The following is a 17,987-nucleotide window of genomic DNA, read 5'->3' as shown; positions in this document are numbered from 1 at the left end:
TTAAAGGAAAGGTGTATCACCGATGGGCAGGGTAATCGAATAGGTGTTCTTTTAGATAACCTAAGTTGCTACCTATGGGATTAAGCAAAAAAAGCTGCTACAAAAGATAAAAGACGAGTAGCAGCCAAAAAACGCACCCTCCGTTTTACTATTGCAAGAGTGCCTATTGCCTATGTACTCGCAATTTCTCAATCAATTGAGATAATTTCTCGTCAGAAGCGGCAGTAATAAAGTCTAATTTAAACTTTTGTCCCTGACTGAGATATTCTGCGTAACTAGACAGGAGAAAAGGACGAAACTTGTCATTATCAGCAATATAAACTTCAAAAAAAGAGACCAATAAAGCCCCCGCATAATCCTCGATTAAATTTTGATTGGGTAAAGTGATATCGACCACAGACTCTAGGGTTTTTTGCATTCCTGCATCCAATTCCGTAAAATTTACATGAGCTTGTCCCTCCACCATGGCCAGATATTTATCTAGCGTTTTTAACCAAGTAAAAGGAATGGCCTGTTCAAAAATCGGATTAGCTGCTGGGTCATAACTTCCGGAACCCAAGAGGACAGGAATCGAGATTTTACTTAAACCTTTTTCTCCAAAAATACTGCGGTTAACGGGATTAGCTGCAAAGACAGCCGCGACTCGTTCATCACGAAAATTATAGACCTGTCTAGGCAATTCCAGGGCGCGACATTCCAGTACAATGGCGATATTAATACCGGAGTAAGGAAGATTACAATCTTGGGCGAGATTATCAAAATCAATTTGTGCGCCAGCAACAGCTAGAGATGTATAACCTCCAAAGGAATGACCCGCTACTCCCACATTAGTGAGGTCAAGTTGACCTTGAAATTGACTAGGATTACGTCTTGCTAATTCATCGATGACAAAGCTAATATCTTTGGGTCGATTAATAAACTCATTGCCATCAAAAATATTGCGATAATACCCCCCTAACATTCCTTGTAGGTATTGGGTATCACTGCCGGGGTGTTGCGGTGCCGCTACTAAAAATCCGTAGGAAGCTAGATGTTCAATTGCTTGGGCATAATCTTCTGGTCGCGAGGCTAATCCGTGGGAAAAAATAATTACAGGTGTTTTACCTTCTCGGAAAGTTTGCGGGATATAAACATCCACATATAAACTGCGATTGCGACTGCTATCGGTTAGGTTCCAAACTTCTTTTTTTACCTGAAAGCTACCGCGCTGACGCAGATCGGGTAAACTGGTATAATTAATCGGTGGTTTAACGGCAGCGGCTTCCTCGGCTGTCCAGAGGCGCATATCTTTAATAAATATTTCCGCCACATAAACTGCATAATCGATGGTTTTAGCTAATCCGAGGATTTCTTCCCCCTGTAACTGGATATTATTGGGGAATTTTTTCAGCACATTTAAAAGGGTTAATCCCCCCGGCTCAAAAGCGGCACTAACAATCGCACCCCGCAGGGCATATTTACCATTAATTCCCCCTTCAATGGTGATGCCTTTGCCCAAACGAGAGAGCATATCAGCACCCATCACACTATTAAAAAAACGAGATAGTAAAACAGGATTAATGTCAATTTTTGTTAATAAAGCTTCACGAAACTGCTCTCTTGCTTCGGGAGTTACTCTGGCTAGAAATTGTTTTAAATTAGCATCAATTTTGCCTTCTTTAGCAAAGGTTTCTAGGGATGCTACCGATACAGAAAAGACGAGGGGAGTATAGACAAATTCAACTTCTTCGGCGGCTTTTAGGGGTAAAGCGGTCATAGTGGCGGCGAAAAGGCCTAGTAGAAAAGCTCGCAGCCGACGGGTGGGATTATTTCTGGGAAAACGATTTTGTAAACTGGTGATAATCATGGAATTTTTAGTTAGGGTAGATGACAGCAATTAAAGGAAAAAAGTCGCACGGCGATTGATGTCTAAGTTCAACAAAAATCGATAAAGTGCCAAGCAAAGTATAACCAACAAGCATGAGCAAAACCTCGATAGATTAATCTGAGCGATTTCGATTCTAAATTACGAGCTATTTCCTGAACATATTACCTAGTGTGGATTTTATATTAAAATTGTTTTTTTGTCAAGACACTGGTTATTAACAAAAAAACGATAAATACATAAATTCAATAAGTGAAAGTGATATATTTGGAGATGAAAATAATCAGATAAGGTTTTTGACCAAGATAAGTACCTAAGCAAAATTAACTAGACATTTTGATAAAGCTTTTTAACCAATAAATTAATTTTGCACGACTACTTAAATTGCTAATTATTGCGAATATGAATATCTTGCTGCGGAAAGGGAATCTCGATATCCTGTTGAGTAAACCTATCAAGAATAACACAATTAACATCACTAATTACTCGCTTTTTCCTGTTAACATCATCCAACCAGAACTTTAATTCAAAGCTTAAACTAGAATCACCAAAATTAATAAAAAAGGCTACTGGTTGCGGGTTTTTAAGTATGTTAGGATGTTGATCAGCAATGTCTAGCAATAAATTCATCACCTGTGGTGCGTTGGAATTATAACCAACTCCGATAACAATTGAACAATAAATCAAGTTATCACTACCCGTATAGGTGGTGACATCCTCAGTAAAAAACTTTTGATTGGGAATAATTTTTTCGGAATTGTCTGTGAGGATTTGCACTGTTGTCGCTCGAATACCTAGCTTTTTTACCTGAGAAGTCTGTCCTTCAATATTAATTATATCACCGGGTTTGAGAACTTTTTCAAATAATAGTAAAATACCGCTAATAAAATTACTTACCACTTGCTGCATACCGAAACCAATACCCACCGATAAACCGCCAGTAATTGCCGCTATTGCTGTTGCATTAACTCCCACATAACCCAAGATGAGAATAAAACCTAAGACGATGAAAAAATAACGTCCTAACAGTAAAGTTGCTTCAATTTCACCGCGACTAGCTTGCTGATTTAAATGAGCAATACTCAAAATTATAGTCTCTATAAGATCAACAACAATTACCAGAAAATAGGGAGCTATTATCAAAATAAATATGCTTCCCAATGTGATCGGACTATTGAATAAATTGAAAGGAGATACTTTGGCGATTTCCTGAATATTATTGTAGAAACCAATCATGATTCTCAGGAGAAATAACACCAATAAAGGTGCTAAAAGCCGGAAATGATAATATTTAATTTTATTGACGGAAAACTTGGCGTATAGTCCAGCTAATAAACCACGATAAACTAAATAAAACCACAGGAGTTTTATAGATAAACTAATCATTCCTCTTGTCCAATTTTGACTGAAAAAAATTAGATAATTTAAATTCAGTAAAATTATACTAATAACTGGAAAATTAAGAAACTCTATCAGAATAGCAAAATATTGACGGATGGTTAATTTTTTATCACTATGGATAAAAGTGGTGACGTGAGGAAATCTTTTTTCTAAGTAAGACCATAACCATTTTGACAATAACCAAGCAAGAATTAAACAGAGAAAAATAATCATTAATTGATTTTGAACATTTCTGCGTCCTAAAAATAATAATTGGTTAGCAATTATTTCCGAAAGAGAGGGAATATTGTTGTTCATAATTAATTCATTTTCTTGACTTCCTGATCAAGACCTGATTGAATATAAAGTGTCAGTTGGTGGGCTGCTGTTGAGGAAGATATTTCACCAGCGATCGCTCTTTCATACCAAAATTCTCCCTCTTCTAAAATTTTATTCAACTTTTCCCAATCATCCAGAGGAACTGCCACGGCATTGTGAGATTGTTGTAATAATACCGATTCGATCGGTAGTAAATTTCCTTCGATCTGCACCCGTCGATTAGTGGGAATAAAACTTTCTGTTTGGATAATTGCTTGCAATTGTTGTTCGGGATTAGTGAGAAATTTTCCTAAAGCTAATCCCAACCTATTTTCATTATCACTATTATTACGATTAAATACCATCACCCGTGTATAGAGAATTGGCGCTGCTTTACCTTGAGTGTCTTGGGGAAGTAAAGCGACTCTGAGATCATCTTGGAGGCTGTTTTTTAAATCGGCAATTTCAATAGAATTACACACATAATAGGTTAAGCGGCCTCTAGCAAAGGCCTCATGAAGCAATTCCCGTTGACGATTGAGGATAAAATTAGGCTGTGACGAGGCAAATTTTAGCCATTCTAGCCATTTTGCCCAACCATCCAAGCGAGGTTGCAGCCTACCCTGATCATCCCACAAATAGCTGCCAAAAATTGCCATTCCCCAAAAAGTATCTTCAAAAGAGGAAACTATCCCCACAGAATAACCTTTGCGCGCACGTTCTACTAATCCCTCTAAACTGGTGGGAGGTTGCTTCAGCAGCGGATCGGTACTAACTTGTAATTTTTTTTGATTGTAACACAGTACACGAGTACGAGAACCTAAGGGAATGCCATAGATTTTTCCTTGATAGCTAACTTGTTTCAGGGTTGGGGGATTATAGATAGATAAATCTAGATTTTTTCGGTCAATTTCCCCCAGTACTCCTTCAGATACTAATCTGGGTATATTTCTCGAAAAAATTAGAATAACACTCGCACCCAATCCGCTTTGAGATTGTTTAAAAAAACGTTCGGGTATCTCATCGATAGGAATAGCTTGTTCAAGAATTGTCACCTGCGGATTTAATTTTTCAAACTCTTGGAAACCGAGACCTACTAGTTTAGTTAAATTGCCCTCTTCTGGATACCAAACCAAAAGGGTTCCTTGCCGTTGCTCCGATGATTGGTTAGGAAGATCACTAAAACAAGCATAAAGAAAAATTGGCATCAAGATAAAAAGCAATAGGAACGATATAATCGTCCTTGCTTTTTTGCTTCTCCAAGCAGTTTTAACTCTGAGCCTTAGGGATTGCATCGATCGTGATCCTTCAAAAATATTGCCATAGATCCATAGTACATGAAAAGGTGACTAATAATCTTCATCAGAAAAATAATTAACATGATCTTTTCTCCATAGCCACCAGTATAGCAACAATCCCAGTTAAAAATTTGTGCGAGTTAAACTGCTGACCTATCTAAATTATCTGTTAAGACCAGATGAGAGTAGGGAAAGTCGAGTTTTATAGTTTATTTTCTAACACTCTAATACTCAGTTTAAATGGGTAACAGCTTAGGGAAACTATGCTTGGTATGAGTGAGATCTCTGTTATTAATAATTATGTCATGACGAGAGAGTGATACCTGCATTAAACTGTATCAACCAAGAACCCACCGAAGCAATTTTTACTGTGTGATTATACTCTAAAAAGCGAGGTACTTTATGAAACTATTTACAGCAATTATCGAAAGAGATATAGAGACTAATTTCTATGTTAGTTATGTTTCTAAGTAGTCGTGCAAAATTAATTTCCTAGTGAAGATAGGCAAGAGGCAAGAGGTGGTTAGATATGTGTAATTAATTTTGCTTAGGTACTTATCTCTCGAAATATTACAAAAACAAGATACAACAGAGTATGGCGATCGCTATCGTGCTTATGTTAAAATCAGGGGATATTCCGGTAAATTACATCAAATTCGTACTGTTTGGATTATCCTGACAGGAGAAGATGTGGTGAGATTTGTCACAGCAGTACCTTCTAGTTTCAATCAATAAAAGTTTAGAGTAATAAAAATGAGTAAGTTTAAATTATTTGATGATATTCAACTAACGGAAGATATTCCCTTAACCGATGGCGGAATTGCGCCTATCGGTACAGTTGGAGCAATTGTAGAAGTTCTGAAAAATAGGGAGGCTTATCTAGTAGAATTATTTGGGAATTGGGTTAAATATGATGAACAAGGAAATTTTGTCTCAGCCACTCAAGCAGAAAAAGAAGCATTTATGGAGACAATTGGCGTAGAAATTGTTTATCCTAATCAATTAGTGTTAGCTGTTCCCGCTAAAGAGATTATGCAAGTTACGGCTTAGATCATTACTAAAGTTGTCATATCGCCTTCTTCTCGATCAGAACCAAAAAGCCCAAAATAAATAATGAAAACGTCAGCCAAGAAGCAATTTTTGCTTTATTATAAGACTAATCCCCACAAACCGTAAGCGATTTATGTATCAAGTTACCGTTGATTACGCCAAAGCCAACCTAGAAGAACTCTGTGATCGCACTGAAAAAGAACCCGATGGAGTAGTGATCGTTCGTGAAAATCGCAGTTATATTCTCATTACTCAAGAAGAATGGGAATCCTTAGCTGAAACCTCCGAACTCATGCAAGATTCCAAACTATTACAACACATTGCATCAGCACGACGAGAATATGCCGCAGGAGAAACCCTCACAATGGAACAAGTATTTGGATGACAACCTACACAATTGTCTTTTCTAAACAAGCGCGAAAAGATACCGACGAACTCACCCAAAAACAAAAAGTCAAACTTAAAGAAATTTTAACTAACATAATTGCAATTAATCCCTATATTGGCAAATCCTTAAAAGGCGATTTAGAAGGCTTGTATTCCTATCGCCTAAATCGAAAAGATCGTCTGCTTTATGAAATTTATGAAGACGATCAAACTATTCTGATTATTCGTACCAAAACACACTAGGGAGATTAGGTAAGAGCAGTCATAACGCCTGAAGTCATCCCCGTTTAGAATATAAGTACCTAAGCAAAATCAATTACACATATCTAACCCCCCCTTTGCCTCTTGCCTCTTGCATGAGTGCCTTTCTGCGCTAGAAAATTTATTTTGCACGACTACCTACTTATTTCACATTTATTCAGCAAACCCTAGTTAAATAATCTTTGCAGAAAAGTGCTTTGATCCCGCAGAAAAACCTGAGCGCAATTACGCCCTGGCATTCCCGAAATTGAGCCGCCGGGGTGAGTTCCTGCCCCAGTTAAATAAAGGTTTTTAATGGGGGTTTTATAGTTAGCTATTTCCGGTAAAGGACGCAGGAAAATCATCTGATCTAAGGTCATATCAAGATGATAGTAATTACCTTTATAGGAACCCAAACGATTAGCTAATTCGGCCGGACTTTCCACCCGACGGGCAATGATCGAAGATTTGAGATTGGGAGCATAATCGGCCAGTTTATCAAGAACTCGATCGGCCACGCGATTTTTTAATTCTTCCGTCCATCCCGTGCCGTTTAATCCCGTTCCCTCGGCCCCGGCAATCTGATAGGGGGCAAAAAATTCGATCCAGAGGGTATGCTTGCCCTGGGGAGCCATGGAGGGATCGAGAATAGTGGGGACATCTAGGTACATCGAGGGATTTTCGTCGGGAATCTGCCCTAAAATCGTTAAAGCGTGGGCTTGTTCAACGTGACGCACGGAATCGGCGATGAGAATCGTTCCCTGTAAATACTCCTCTTTGTGATCGTAAGCCTCGAACCTTGGCGCTTCGGCGAGAGCGCAGTCAATTTTAAGAATTGTTTCATTGTTATTGACAATTCGCCGTTCTACCCTTTCTCGCAATTCTGGATCGGCGGCATCCACATCGGCGGGAGCGACTAACTGTAAAAAAACTCGTCTAGCGTCAATATTAGAGATAACACCCGCTTTTGCCAGATATTCACCTCCAGAGTCCACCCTAACCCCGATCGCTTGTCCTTCCTCGATTAGAATCTGTTTAACTTTCTGCTCGGTTAAAATCACCCCACCGAGACTGACAACACATTTCACCAGAGCCTCGGTTAGTGCGCCTGTACCACCACGAGGGCGGGCCACCCCGGGGGAGTGACGCATCGCCATCATCATCATCCCGGAGGTAATACCTTTTTGGGAGGGAGGAGCGCCAATTTCTGCCGCTAGACGAGCCAGGGGTGCTTTGACAAATTCGCTCTCAAACCACTCATTGAGGACATCTTCGGGGGAAGTAATCATCGTGCGGATGAAGTCGAGCAGTTTCTTTTTCGAGCCGATCGCTTTCCAGACACTAGCTAAGGCACTAGAGTTATAATTGCGGGCGATTCTGAGCAAATCTTGAGGTGGAGCGTTAAACCAAGGCCCGATCGCATTCATCAACTGTCCCCAATAGTCGATAAACTGAAGGTAGCGATCGGCATCTCGCGGACAAAACTGGGCAATTGCGGCGTGAGTTTTTTCCAGAGAGCGATAGGAAAGAAAATATTGGCCAGAAGGATGGGGACAAAAAACGGTAGGATCGAAGAATAAATACTCTAATCCGTGGCGTTTTAGCTCTAATTCCTCAATTACCGGCCCCAAAAAAATAAATTCGTGATCGATCGCACAGAGATTAAACTTAAAATCGGGGGCTAGATCTGGGATAACCGCTTCTGTGGTAGCCGCTCCTCCTGGTACGCTACGCTGTTCGAGAAGGAGGACGCGATAACCAGCTTTGAGGAGATAGGCGGCACAAACTAAACCATTATGCCCCGCACCGATGAGGATGACATCGTAACTTTCCATACAGTTTCAAAAATTCCTATTTTTAATTTTGCGCTTTTCTTGACCCTAATATGTTAAAAATAGTTAAAGATTGGCTGCTATCAGCAGATTTCAGCGAGCAGTTATCAGTGAGCAGGTAGAAAACATTTAATTTTTCCTTTTTTTTATGAGTTCTTCCATCAAAGTTATTCAACCATCCGGTATTTTAGATGGCAACCAAGCCAGCGAATTTCGCCAAGAAATTGCCGAAGCCGTGCAGGGAGGTTCCGAGGTTATTATCGTTGACTTTAAGGATGTCACCTTTATGGATAGTTCTGGTTTAGGGGCGCTAGTTTTATCCTTAAAAACCGTGCGTTCTGCGGGGGGTAAACTATTGATCTGCTCGATTAATGATCAGATCAAAATGTTATTTGAATTGACTGATATGGATCGAGTTTTTGAAATTTTCAATAACCGAGAAGAATTAGAACAAAAAATTTTAGGAAGTTAATCAGCGAAAATCCACCTGCATAATCGAAAGATCATCCTTAAAATTGCCATCAAATTGTAAAGCTTGAATTTCTCCAATAAAATTATCGAGATTTTTAGCCGAATTACCGTGATAATTTCGTAAAGATTGAATAAAGTTTTCTAGTCCCCACATCCTACCATCAGCACAATCGATCTCGTAAATTCCATCGCTAAAAAGATAAAGACTACTGGGTAAATTCAGGGATTGAACATGATTAATATATTCTGCTTCTAGAAACATCCCGATGGGAAAACCGGGGGTTTTCAGTCTGGTTTCAATCATCTGGCCAAAAGGTTTTTGAGTCAGGAGAACTGCTGGGGGATGACCGGCACTGGCATAGGTTAACTGTTGTTGTTTCCGATCATAAATTCCGTACCAAATAGTAAAATATTTATCATTCTTAGGACTGATTTGATAAACTTGATTTAACCCTTGTAAAACCTGATTAGGTTCATAGTAATTCACCTGACTTAACCCACGGGAACGGAGTAAATTAATTACGGAAAGGGAAGGTAAAGCCGCTCGTAAACCATGGCCCGCCACATCTAAAAGATATAACACCAAATGGTCATTATCTAACCAATAATAATCAAAGCCATCGCCCCCCAATTGACGAGAAGGAAGGAAGCGAAAATCGATAGCAAGTTTTGGAGAAATAAAAGGTTCTGGCAACAGCGATCGCACATAGTCCGCCGCCTCGGCTAACTCGATTTCTAGTAATTGTTTTTGTGCTTGCAGATCATGACTTAATTGATGCAAACGCATTCCCGCTCGCACACGCGCTTTTAACTCATTAATTTCGATCGGTTTACACAAAAAATCATCGGCCCCCGCATCCAATCCCTTCACCCGATCCTCCACCGATCCCAAAGAAGTTAAGAGGATAAAAAAAGTCGTTGACAGTTGGGGATTAAGCTTAATTTGCCGGCAAACTTCCAACCCATCGATCCCCGGCATCATCCAATCACAAATAATCATCGCCGGTTTTAGTTGCCCCGCTTGCTTTAATCCTTCTTCCCCATCACTGGCAACAAAAACCTCGTATTCCTTCTGCAAAGCTCGTCTCAGGAACGTTTGAATTACTCCATCATCATCAATTACTAGAATTCGTACCATCTTTTTTGTAACTCGACTATCTCAATCTTACTGCTTACCTCGGACTCCCTGACGGATGACTTTGCTTGTCCCTCAAGAGAAGATTAAATCCAGAATCGAGCTAACACATCATTCATAGTTAGGGAAAAATGGTATAACTTCTAGCGTAAGGCATTGCAGAGGTAAGCCGGGGGTGAAGATTTCTTTTCAGGTAGATAGCGATCTCAGGTCCTTAGATACCGTTTTAAAATATTTTCAGCAACTTGAACCGACGGGCATTCCCCAAAAAGACTGGCTCCAGTGTCAGCTTGCTCTTGCCGAAGGTTTTACCAATGCAGTCCGTCACGCTCACCGACACCTCCCCCCCGAAATCCCGATCGAGATCGAGATTGAGATTACCTCTCACCAGATGGAAATTCGCATCTGGGATCGGGGTTCCGTCTTCGATTTAGAGGACTTTATCGAGAAAAACGCCTATCATGACTATAGTTTCTCTGGTCATGGGCAAGGACTGCCGATCCTCCAAAAAATCGCCGATCAACTCAGTTATACTCGCAGCGAAGATCAGCGCAACTGTCTGTTAATTATTAAACAATTTTCCCGCCATGAATCCGATCGCACCCCTCGTTTCTCCTAGTTGGTTACTAACTAATCTCGATCGCCCCGATCTGATGGTTATTGACTGTCGTTTTCAATTAAACGATCCCGAGCTCGGTTATCAAGAGTATTTAGCCAATCATATTGAAAATTCCTTCTATTTACACCTCGATCGCGATTTATCGGCTCCCATTGCCCGTCATGGCGGCCGTCATCCTTTACCGAATCCGCAGACGATAGCCGCTAAATTAAGCTCTTTAGGGGTGATTTCTGGTCAAACCCATGTTATCGCCTACGATTCCTCCCGTTTTGCCTTTGCCAGTCGTCTCTGGTGGTTATTACGTTATCTCGGCCATGAACGAGTCAGCATTCTCGATGGTGGTTGGCAAAATTGGTTAAATGCCGGTTATCCCGTCTCTAATCAGATACCTGTGCCGAAAACCGGCTCTTTTCTCCCCCAAGTTCAACAGGATTGGGTAGTGACGATCGAAGAGGTAAAAAGGCAAAAAGAGCAAGGGGGAGTGGTGTTAATTGATGCCAGGGAAAGCGATCGCTATCGGGGTGAAAGGGAACCGATCGATCCGATCGCGGGCCACATCGAGGGGGCGCTTAATTATCCCTGGTTGGAAGTCACCGATAGTCAGGGTTTTTCCCAACCCCAGGACCTGCAAACACAACGTTGGCAAGAGCGGCAAGGCGATCGAGAAATTATCCTCTACTGTGGTTCAGGAGTGACAGCCTGTGTTAATATCTTTTCCCTGACCCTAGCCGGATACGAGAATGTTAAGCTATATTCTGGAGGTTGGAGTGATTGGTGTTCCTACCTGATCTAACCAGCCTTGTTGATGCTCATCTATCGAGAAAGATTATCAAAATGACCTAATTACTGTACAATCCCCCTATTATCACTTTTAATTATTCCGAAACTATTATCTAGTTTGTCTTCTAAGTGGGTGGGTGGAATTAAATATAAGATGAACGTAGGTTGGGTTGAAGCATGAAACCCAACGCCCGATTATGTTACGCTACCGCTAACCCATCCTACAAATAATTGTGCCTCCCTACTTAGACAAAAAAGCTAATTTTTATTTTAGTTGCTATCTTTTTGCTCTCAAATCACCGCTATTCCTCAAAGAATAGTTATTTTCCCCCGTAAAATTACTTTTTAGTAATTTTATAGTTAAACTCTATAAAAAATTAGGTATGTATTTTGTATGACAGAAGCCGGTCTTTGTCATTGTAATGGTGGCACCCGTCCGAAAGATCGCCTTTCGATTTTTGTGGATGGCAATAATATGTTTTATGCTCAACAAAAAAATGGTTGGTTTTTTGACCCGCGCAAGGTGTTAAATTACTTCACCAACGACCCGAATATTATGTTAATTAATGCCTTTTGGTACACGGGTTTAAAAGATTCCCAAGATCAAAGAGGTTTTCGCGATGCTTTAATTAGTTTGGGTTATACGGTGAGAACAAAAATTTTGAAAGAATATTATGATGATAGTTCCGGTCGTTTTTCCCAGAAAGCTAATTTAGACATCGAAATTGTCGTCGATATGTTTAATACCGTCGATCAATACGATCGAGTGATTTTATTTAGCGGTGATGGCGATTTTGAACGAGCGATCGAACTATTGCGCTCTAAAAATACTCATATTACCGTAGTTTCTACGGAAGGGATGATCGCTAGGGAATTACGCAACGCTACCGATCGCTATATTGACCTGAATGATATTCGCAAAGATATCGAAAAAAGTGATTATTAATCGGCCGTTTTGTCTTTAAACCGACTATTTATCCCCTTTTTCTTTATTGGTAGTCCTCACCCCAAACCTTCTCCCAGAAGGAGATAGGTGAGGCAATTAACCATCTCTTGTTTATTTTTCCTTGAGTCGAAAGAGTAAAAACTGATTGACCTGATTCGGATTAAAATTATCATCACTGACTAAAATCAAAGAGCGACTACCATCAGCTAATCTTGGACCGGGGGTCATTGCTTCCAAATTATCTAAATCAATCCCCAAAGTCCCTAAATCTAGTAATAATTTTTTCCGCAAGGGTTGCACCTGTAAAGCTTCTAATTCCCCCGGTATTCTGGCGATTTTCGAGGTATCAGTGGCACTCCCATTAACTACCTGAAATAGTTTCGCTCCAAAACCTTCTAAACCAAAAGTTCGCTCTAAACTAAGAAAATAACCCTCTTTTTCTAAAGCTAATAATTCCGTTAAACCGTAGTATCTCGCACTACTGGGAGGCTCATCTAAGACATACAACTGTTCCGATACTAACACAGGCGCACCAATCGGATCAATCACATAATGAAGAAGTCGCACTCTGAGATTTTCTGCTCTTTTTCCCGTGGGACTATCTTGAATTAAAGCGCTTTCTGTGGCAGTAAACAAACGAAAAGGATCGTCTTTGAGGGTGCTGGTAATCCCTAAAGTTAAGGATTCAAACCCTAAATTATCCTGTATTCCTTTTTGATTGGTATCATCCGGTAAAAAGCGATTAGGAATTAATAAAGACTCCTTTAATTGTCCCTGCAAATCAAATTCAGCAATAAAAGGAGCAATTCCCTCTTTAACCGCACCTTCACTGGAAATAAACAAAGTTTGTCGGGGCGAAAAAGCGATACCTTCCGGGTCGATCGATCCCTTTTTAAACGTTTCTCCCTTGCCATCTTTTAGGAACTTGACTGCCTCTAAATTCACTTTTTCGATTTTTTCATCATTTATCTGCAAACTAGCCCGATAAAAGCGGGCTGGAGCTTTCTGAGAACGATCATCACTGAGGAGATAAAAGCGGTTATTGGTGCGATCATAGCTAATTGCCGATAATCCCCCCACCCTTGTCCCCTGATAATCCGCTTGTGGTAATTGATATTCTCCCAAAAACTCGATCGAGAGGGGTAGAAACATTCGTTGTTCTGCCAAAACTTGTGGGGAGACACCACAAGCCCCCAGACTAAAGGTTACAATTAAACTAGCAATTAAACCCAAAATTGGCAAACGGCAATTTTCGGCAGTCAGTCTCTTATAGAATCGATCGATCACAAAATATCATCCTCTACTACGCTCTTATCAATCTATTATGCTACGTTTTTCTCTCAGTTTATGGCTCTGTTTGATCGGTACTTCCCTTCCTCTCCTAGCACAAACAGAAACCCCTGCACCCAATCCCCTCGAAACTCCCCTAAAAAGTCCTTTATTACCCGCAATCGATCGCCCTTTAACTCCCTTGGAGCATCGTCAACTGTTATTATACATCGAGCAACGGGATGCTGAAGCTCAAGCTAAATACGATGCGGGATTAAATGAGGAAGCTTTTCCTATCTGGTATGAAGTGATTAAATTAAATCGTTATTTAGGAGCCAAAGAAGAAGTAAAATCTTTGGGAAAAGTGGGGTTAGCAGCTTGGAATCGAGATCGAACCGAGGATGTTAAATTAATTACTGCTCGTTTAAAAACTGTGCAACAAACCGCAGAAATTAACCAGACAATGGACGGGGAATTATTAGCATTACTAGGTACATCCTATCAACAGGTACGAGCTTTTAATGAGGCGATAATTGTCTATGATAAAATCCTAGCTAATGCCAGAAAATCTGGGGATAATCTGGCAGTAGAAGCAACTTTAAATCAACTTGGTCAAATTCATTTATCTCGTTTTGATTATCAAAAAGCCGCCCCAGTTTACGAGGAATTATTAACTATTTCTAAGGCGCAGAATAATTCTTTAAATCAAGGAATTTATCTGCAAAGACTAGCAGAAATTTATCGAGAATCTCTGCAACCAGCTAACGCAGTAAAAATTAAAGAAGAAATAGCTGAAACCGAGATCAGAAATCAGCAAATACAGTTAATCCCCGATCTAAAAATTCAAATTGGTTTGGATTATCAAGCTTTAAAAGATGCAAATAAAGCCAGCCAAAACTTTCAAGAAGCCTATTCTCTCGCTTTTGCTTTACAACAGTACGGCACCGCAGGAGAAGCTTTAAATAAGTTAGCGGAACTTTATAAAAGTTATCAACAGGTGGATTATGCTTTACAAATCTATCAAGAATTAATTAAAGTCCATGAATTGGGTTACAATTACTACGGTTTAATGAACACCTACGATCAAATCGGTCAAATTTATCTAGAGAGAAAAAATTATTCCCAAGCTTTACTCGCTTTCCAAAAAGGTGCGGAATTAGCCCAAGCTATCCGTTATCGTGAACAATATTTTCAAACCCAAATCACTCAAATTAATCAAGCAATAAATAATCCTGATACTAAATCCAGTTATTAAAAACTGATTATTTATTCTCCGTTTTGCATGAGTGCATGAGTAGAAAACGGGTTTCTCGGAGAAACCCGTTTTCTGTGCGTTACTCAACGGATTTAGTATGAATAGTTTTGAAACCATGATCGCATATCACATTTGCAGAAATACCGACAATCAGTCAGCAATTATTAGTGAATCTTAAAACGCCAATTCAAAAATGAAAAGCATCAACCTCAAGATTTGACAAAGAAAGGCTCCTCAGTTACTGAAAGAAAAATCTTTACTTATGACAAGGCCAAAGAATTTTGTGGACATCAAGAGTTGAGTCAGAAACTAGGAGCAGATTTTTATTTTGCTACTCCTTATCATTCTTGGGAGAGGGGATTAAACGAGCCTACTAATGGACTATTGAGATAATTTTTTCCCAAGGGAACGAATTTGAAAATCGTTGAACCAGAGGAGGTAGAAAGAGCCGTAAACTTAATTAACAATCGTCCTCGAAAATGTCTTGACTATCGTACCCCGAATGAGGTATTCTATAAAGGTAGATTAGACAGGGATGCAATTCAGACTTAAATTGATCAATTTTTTGCCAAATATAATCTTTGTCAAGTTAGGAAATTTGAAAAGATTTGATGCCTTTTCACAACTCATTTAGGTTTGCTATATTATGACAAAAGATGCTAGTCTTTCCGACAATTACCAGTAGTTTTTGCTGAAATCATCACAAATTACTGACAAGTTTAATTATTAAAAGAGGGTGAGCGCCCATGGTCAAATCCGAAACCTAGCTGCTAAGAACCGAAAAAGTTGAGTTAGTATGAGGGGAGATTACCCTCTGAGGAGTTGCACTAAATTATATGGACATCAAATTAATCCTGTTGGCATTAACGGCTGTATTCACCGTCTCCTGTCTCTTTTTCGGCACCCGCAACGGTTTTTATGATAGCGATAACTACGATGGCAACGGTTCGGCTCACTAACCAGTCATCATAATCAGGGTTGCCATGGTTCAACGCTCTACTGCTGTCTGGGGGTCAAAATCCCTTTTATCCTGTTTACCTTTTGGTGTCGGTCACGCATCGGAAGGGGTTTGTCTCCTACTGAAAATCGGTTCCTATCGCATACTTTTAGATTGCGGTTTGGCCGATATGCAACCCCTGACCGAAAACAAAAAACCACCCGTAGATCTGGTGTTCTGTAGTCATGCCCACAGCGATCACATCCGTGGGTTAATGGCTCTCCATCAGACGTATCCCCAGTTGCCAGTTTATGCCAGTGAGGTGACAGTACAACTGCTGCCCCTACAATGGCCCGATTCTGCCGAGGAAATCGGCAGTTTCTGTCAGGGTTGGCCATGGCGATCACCGATCACTCTCTTTGATGATCTCACCGTCGAGATTTTTCCGGCCGGCCACCTACCCGGGGCCGCCGTGGTCTTATTCACCTACAAAACCCCCAAACGTACCTATAAAGTCCTCTATACCGGCGATTTTTCCCTATCTAATTTTCAACTGGTGGAAGGATTATCGATCGATCTGCTGCGGGGAATATCCCCCGATGTGCTGATTATTGAAGGCAGTTACGGCACAGAACGCCATCCCCACCGACGACAGCAGGAAAAACAGTTGATGAATCGCATCTATCATGCGATCGCTGAGAGGCAAAATGTCTTACTACCCGTCCCCGCTTTGGGATTGGGTCAAGAAATTTTAAAATTACTGCGATCGCATCATCAATTCACGGGTCGCGATATTGATATCTGGGTTGGGGGCAAGATCGCTAAAGCTTGCGATGCCTACCTAGAAATTTTACCACAATTTCCCGCATCTGTCCAGAATTTTGCCAAACATCAGCCCTTATTTTGGGATGAGCGCATCTGTCCCCGGTTGCGAAGGTTGCCAGAAAAACCGACACCTCTAGGGGGAACCACTCCGATCATTTTACTAATCGATCGCCTAGAGGAGGTGAGTAAATATCTGCAAGGGGATAAACCTTGGTTAATGTTAGTTCCCCAACACCTGCACGATATCAACCCGGAGAATCCCCGATTAAAAGCGGCACAGCGTTCGCGATTAATTAGCCAAGAAACCTATCTACTGGCTGAACATAGCGATAGTCGCAACACCACCCAACTAATCCATAACCTGCGACCGCAGCATATCATGTTCGTCCATGGCTCCCCCCTATATCTAGCGGATTTGACCAGTTTAGAAGAATTACAAAGCCGTTATCAACTCCATTCTCCGGCCGTGGGAACCCTGGTGGAATTGCCTATTGGCGATCGCTTTATGCAACCGACACCCCCGGCCCCCAGTCACTATGAGGGAGAATTAAATGAATCGGATTCGATCGTCACTATCACCTTACCAGAGTCGATCACCCGGGATCCCCGGTGGAGTAATTTCGCCGATACGGGACTGGTAGAAGCACGCTGGCAAGGGGAAGAATTATTATTGCGGGGAGTCTCCCAACGGGAATTATTAAGCGAGAGTCCCAATCGCATCACCAAAGCTTTAGAGGAGATGGATTGCTGTCGTGTCTGTGTCCACTACAAAAGTCAGCGCTGTTGGAATCCCGCTTCTCCCCTCTACGGTTTTAAAGTGGTTGCCGAAGGCTATTGTCCCGTTTTTGAAGCCAATATATAATTAGGGTTTGCTGAAAAAGTTGGTAGCTGGGGTTAGGAGTCGGTTTTTAGGAGTCACTATTCTGGGACTTCCTCCCTACAGAAATACTAAAAAACTAACAAAACCCTTAGATTTTAACTAAGAGGATGTTTGAAAAGGGTCACAGGTAGCCTAGTTGTCTAGGCAAGCCGCCTCAACATGAGTCGAATCATGCCGAGATAAATAAACGCCTCGAACTGTTCAACGTAGCTCAGGGGAAGAGTTTCGGGTCAATCCTCGTAGTCTTTGCTTAATCGTCGCCAATAGACCCCTTGCATAATTTTTTTATGGTAAAACAGACGGTTTGGCTTTTTTATTGATTTTTAGATAGAAGTTAAAAAAAGAATATAGTCATTTCAGATAAGTCTGATACAATCTAGACCAACAAAATCCTTATGAACTCTGGGATTGATATTCTCAATCTTAATTGAAATGACTATAGAACATATCTTCACATTTCTTAAAAGTTGCCAAACATTAATCCAGTGAAGGAGAATTGTA

17 protein-coding genes and 1 pseudogene are annotated in these 17,987 nt (G+C 40.6%); 12 read left to right on the top strand and 6 right to left on the bottom strand.

The window, feature by feature from the left end:
- Positions 1–163: 163 nt before the first annotated feature.
- The 3 genes from O9323_RS04945 to O9323_RS04935 form a co-directional block, all read right to left on the bottom strand.
- Positions 164–1,846 carry an alpha/beta hydrolase gene (locus O9323_RS04945; RefSeq protein WP_002751956.1) on the bottom strand — a complete coding sequence of 561 codons (1,683 nt, stop codon included), beginning with the start codon at positions 1,844–1,846 and terminating at the stop codon, positions 164–166.
- Between the two features lie 405 nt (positions 1,847–2,251).
- Positions 2,252–3,562, bottom strand: coding sequence for a mechanosensitive ion channel family protein (locus O9323_RS04940; RefSeq protein WP_288124769.1), 1,311 nt, complete (start codon positions 3,560–3,562; stop codon positions 2,252–2,254).
- Positions 3,563–3,564: 2 nt separating this feature from the next.
- Complete coding sequence (locus O9323_RS04935) at positions 3,565–4,857, bottom strand: sugar ABC transporter substrate-binding protein (protein WP_002751952.1); 1,293 nt, start codon at positions 4,855–4,857, stop codon at positions 3,565–3,567.
- A 546-nt stretch (positions 4,858–5,403) separates the two neighbouring features.
- On the opposite strand from O9323_RS04935, the gene O9323_RS04930 reads away from it, so the two are divergent.
- The 4 genes from O9323_RS04930 to O9323_RS04915 all read left to right on the top strand — a co-directional run bounded on the left by O9323_RS04930 (position 5,404) and on the right by O9323_RS04915 (position 6,540).
- Entirely contained in the window at positions 5,404–5,595 is a 192-nt protein-coding gene (locus O9323_RS04930) for a DUF6883 domain-containing protein (RefSeq protein ID WP_002751950.1), read from the top strand.
- A gap of 18 nt (positions 5,596–5,613) precedes the next feature.
- Positions 5,614–5,910, top strand: coding sequence for a DUF4926 domain-containing protein (locus O9323_RS04925; RefSeq protein ID WP_002751949.1), 297 nt, complete (start codon positions 5,614–5,616; stop codon positions 5,908–5,910).
- Positions 5,911–6,043: 133 nt separating this feature from the next.
- Positions 6,044–6,295: a type II toxin-antitoxin system Phd/YefM family antitoxin gene (locus tag O9323_RS04920; protein ID WP_002751948.1), complete on the top strand. Its 252-nt coding sequence runs from the start codon at positions 6,044–6,046 to the stop codon at positions 6,293–6,295.
- The gene (locus O9323_RS04915; RefSeq protein WP_002751947.1) at positions 6,292–6,540 is read left to right on the top strand and encodes a type II toxin-antitoxin system mRNA interferase toxin, RelE/StbE family; all 249 of its coding nucleotides are present in this window, start codon (positions 6,292–6,294) and stop codon (positions 6,538–6,540) included. Before O9323_RS04920 ends, O9323_RS04915 begins: the two co-directional genes overlap by 4 nt.
- Positions 6,541–6,725: 185 nt before the next feature.
- Here the strand turns inward: O9323_RS04915 and crtO are convergent, their stop codons facing one another.
- Positions 6,726–8,372, bottom strand: coding sequence for a beta-carotene ketolase CrtO (gene crtO / locus O9323_RS04910; protein WP_002735781.1), 1,647 nt, complete (start codon positions 8,370–8,372; stop codon positions 6,726–6,728).
- Between the two features lie 145 nt (positions 8,373–8,517).
- Between crtO and O9323_RS04905 the strand changes: the two genes are divergently transcribed.
- Entirely contained in the window at positions 8,518–8,841 is a 324-nt protein-coding gene (locus O9323_RS04905) for an STAS domain-containing protein (protein ID WP_002751946.1), read from the top strand.
- On the opposite strand, the gene O9323_RS04900 is transcribed toward O9323_RS04905, so the two are convergent.
- The gene (locus O9323_RS04900) at positions 8,842–9,978 is read right to left on the bottom strand and encodes a SpoIIE family protein phosphatase (RefSeq protein WP_002751945.1); all 1,137 of its coding nucleotides are present in this window, start codon (positions 9,976–9,978) and stop codon (positions 8,842–8,844) included. It abuts the gene before it with no gap.
- A 172-nt stretch (positions 9,979–10,150) separates the two neighbouring features.
- Here O9323_RS04900 and O9323_RS04895 point away from each other — a divergent pair, with 172 nt between their 5' ends.
- From O9323_RS04895 to O9323_RS04885, 3 genes are all read left to right on the top strand, one after another.
- Entirely contained in the window at positions 10,151–10,594 is a 444-nt protein-coding gene (locus O9323_RS04895; protein WP_002738125.1) for an ATP-binding protein, read from the top strand.
- Positions 10,563–11,387 (top strand): sulfurtransferase, encoded by an 825-nt coding sequence (locus O9323_RS04890; RefSeq protein ID WP_002751944.1) that lies wholly within the window; start codon positions 10,563–10,565, stop codon positions 11,385–11,387. Before O9323_RS04895 ends, O9323_RS04890 begins: the two co-directional genes overlap by 32 nt.
- A 381-nt stretch (positions 11,388–11,768) precedes the next feature.
- Complete coding sequence (locus O9323_RS04885) at positions 11,769–12,320, top strand: LabA-like NYN domain-containing protein (RefSeq protein ID WP_002751943.1); 552 nt, start codon at positions 11,769–11,771, stop codon at positions 12,318–12,320.
- A gap of 111 nt (positions 12,321–12,431) precedes the next feature.
- Here O9323_RS04885 and O9323_RS04880 read toward each other — a convergent pair whose 3' ends face one another.
- Positions 12,432–13,607, bottom strand: a complete 1,176-nt coding sequence (locus O9323_RS04880) for an esterase-like activity of phytase family protein (protein ID WP_002777757.1) — start codon at positions 13,605–13,607, stop codon at positions 12,432–12,434.
- A gap of 37 nt (positions 13,608–13,644) precedes the next feature.
- Here O9323_RS04880 and O9323_RS04875 point away from each other — a divergent pair, with 37 nt between their 5' ends.
- From O9323_RS04875 to O9323_RS04860, 4 genes and pseudogenes are all read left to right on the top strand, one after another.
- Positions 13,645–14,844: a tetratricopeptide repeat protein gene (locus O9323_RS04875; RefSeq protein ID WP_288124768.1), complete on the top strand. Its 1,200-nt coding sequence runs from the start codon at positions 13,645–13,647 to the stop codon at positions 14,842–14,844.
- A gap of 243 nt (positions 14,845–15,087) precedes the next feature.
- Positions 15,088–15,396, top strand: a pseudogene (locus O9323_RS04870) (IS30 family transposase); the annotation flags it as partial.
- Between the two features lie 284 nt (positions 15,397–15,680).
- Positions 15,681–15,803, top strand: coding sequence for a DUF8629 family protein (locus O9323_RS04865; protein ID WP_002737208.1), 123 nt, complete (start codon positions 15,681–15,683; stop codon positions 15,801–15,803).
- A 24-nt stretch (positions 15,804–15,827) separates the two neighbouring features.
- Positions 15,828–17,468: an MBL fold metallo-hydrolase gene (locus O9323_RS04860; RefSeq protein WP_288124767.1), complete on the top strand. Its 1,641-nt coding sequence runs from the start codon at positions 15,828–15,830 to the stop codon at positions 17,466–17,468.
- The last annotated feature ends 519 nt before the right edge of the window (positions 17,469–17,987 follow it).

This window comes from Microcystis sp. LE19-131.1A, from assembly GCF_027532015.1.
Classification (GTDB): Bacteria; Cyanobacteriota; Cyanobacteriia; order Cyanobacteriales; family Microcystaceae; genus Microcystis; species Microcystis ichthyoblabe_A.
Note: the sequence above shows the minus strand (reverse complement) of the source record. Positions and strands in the feature narration are given on the sequence as shown.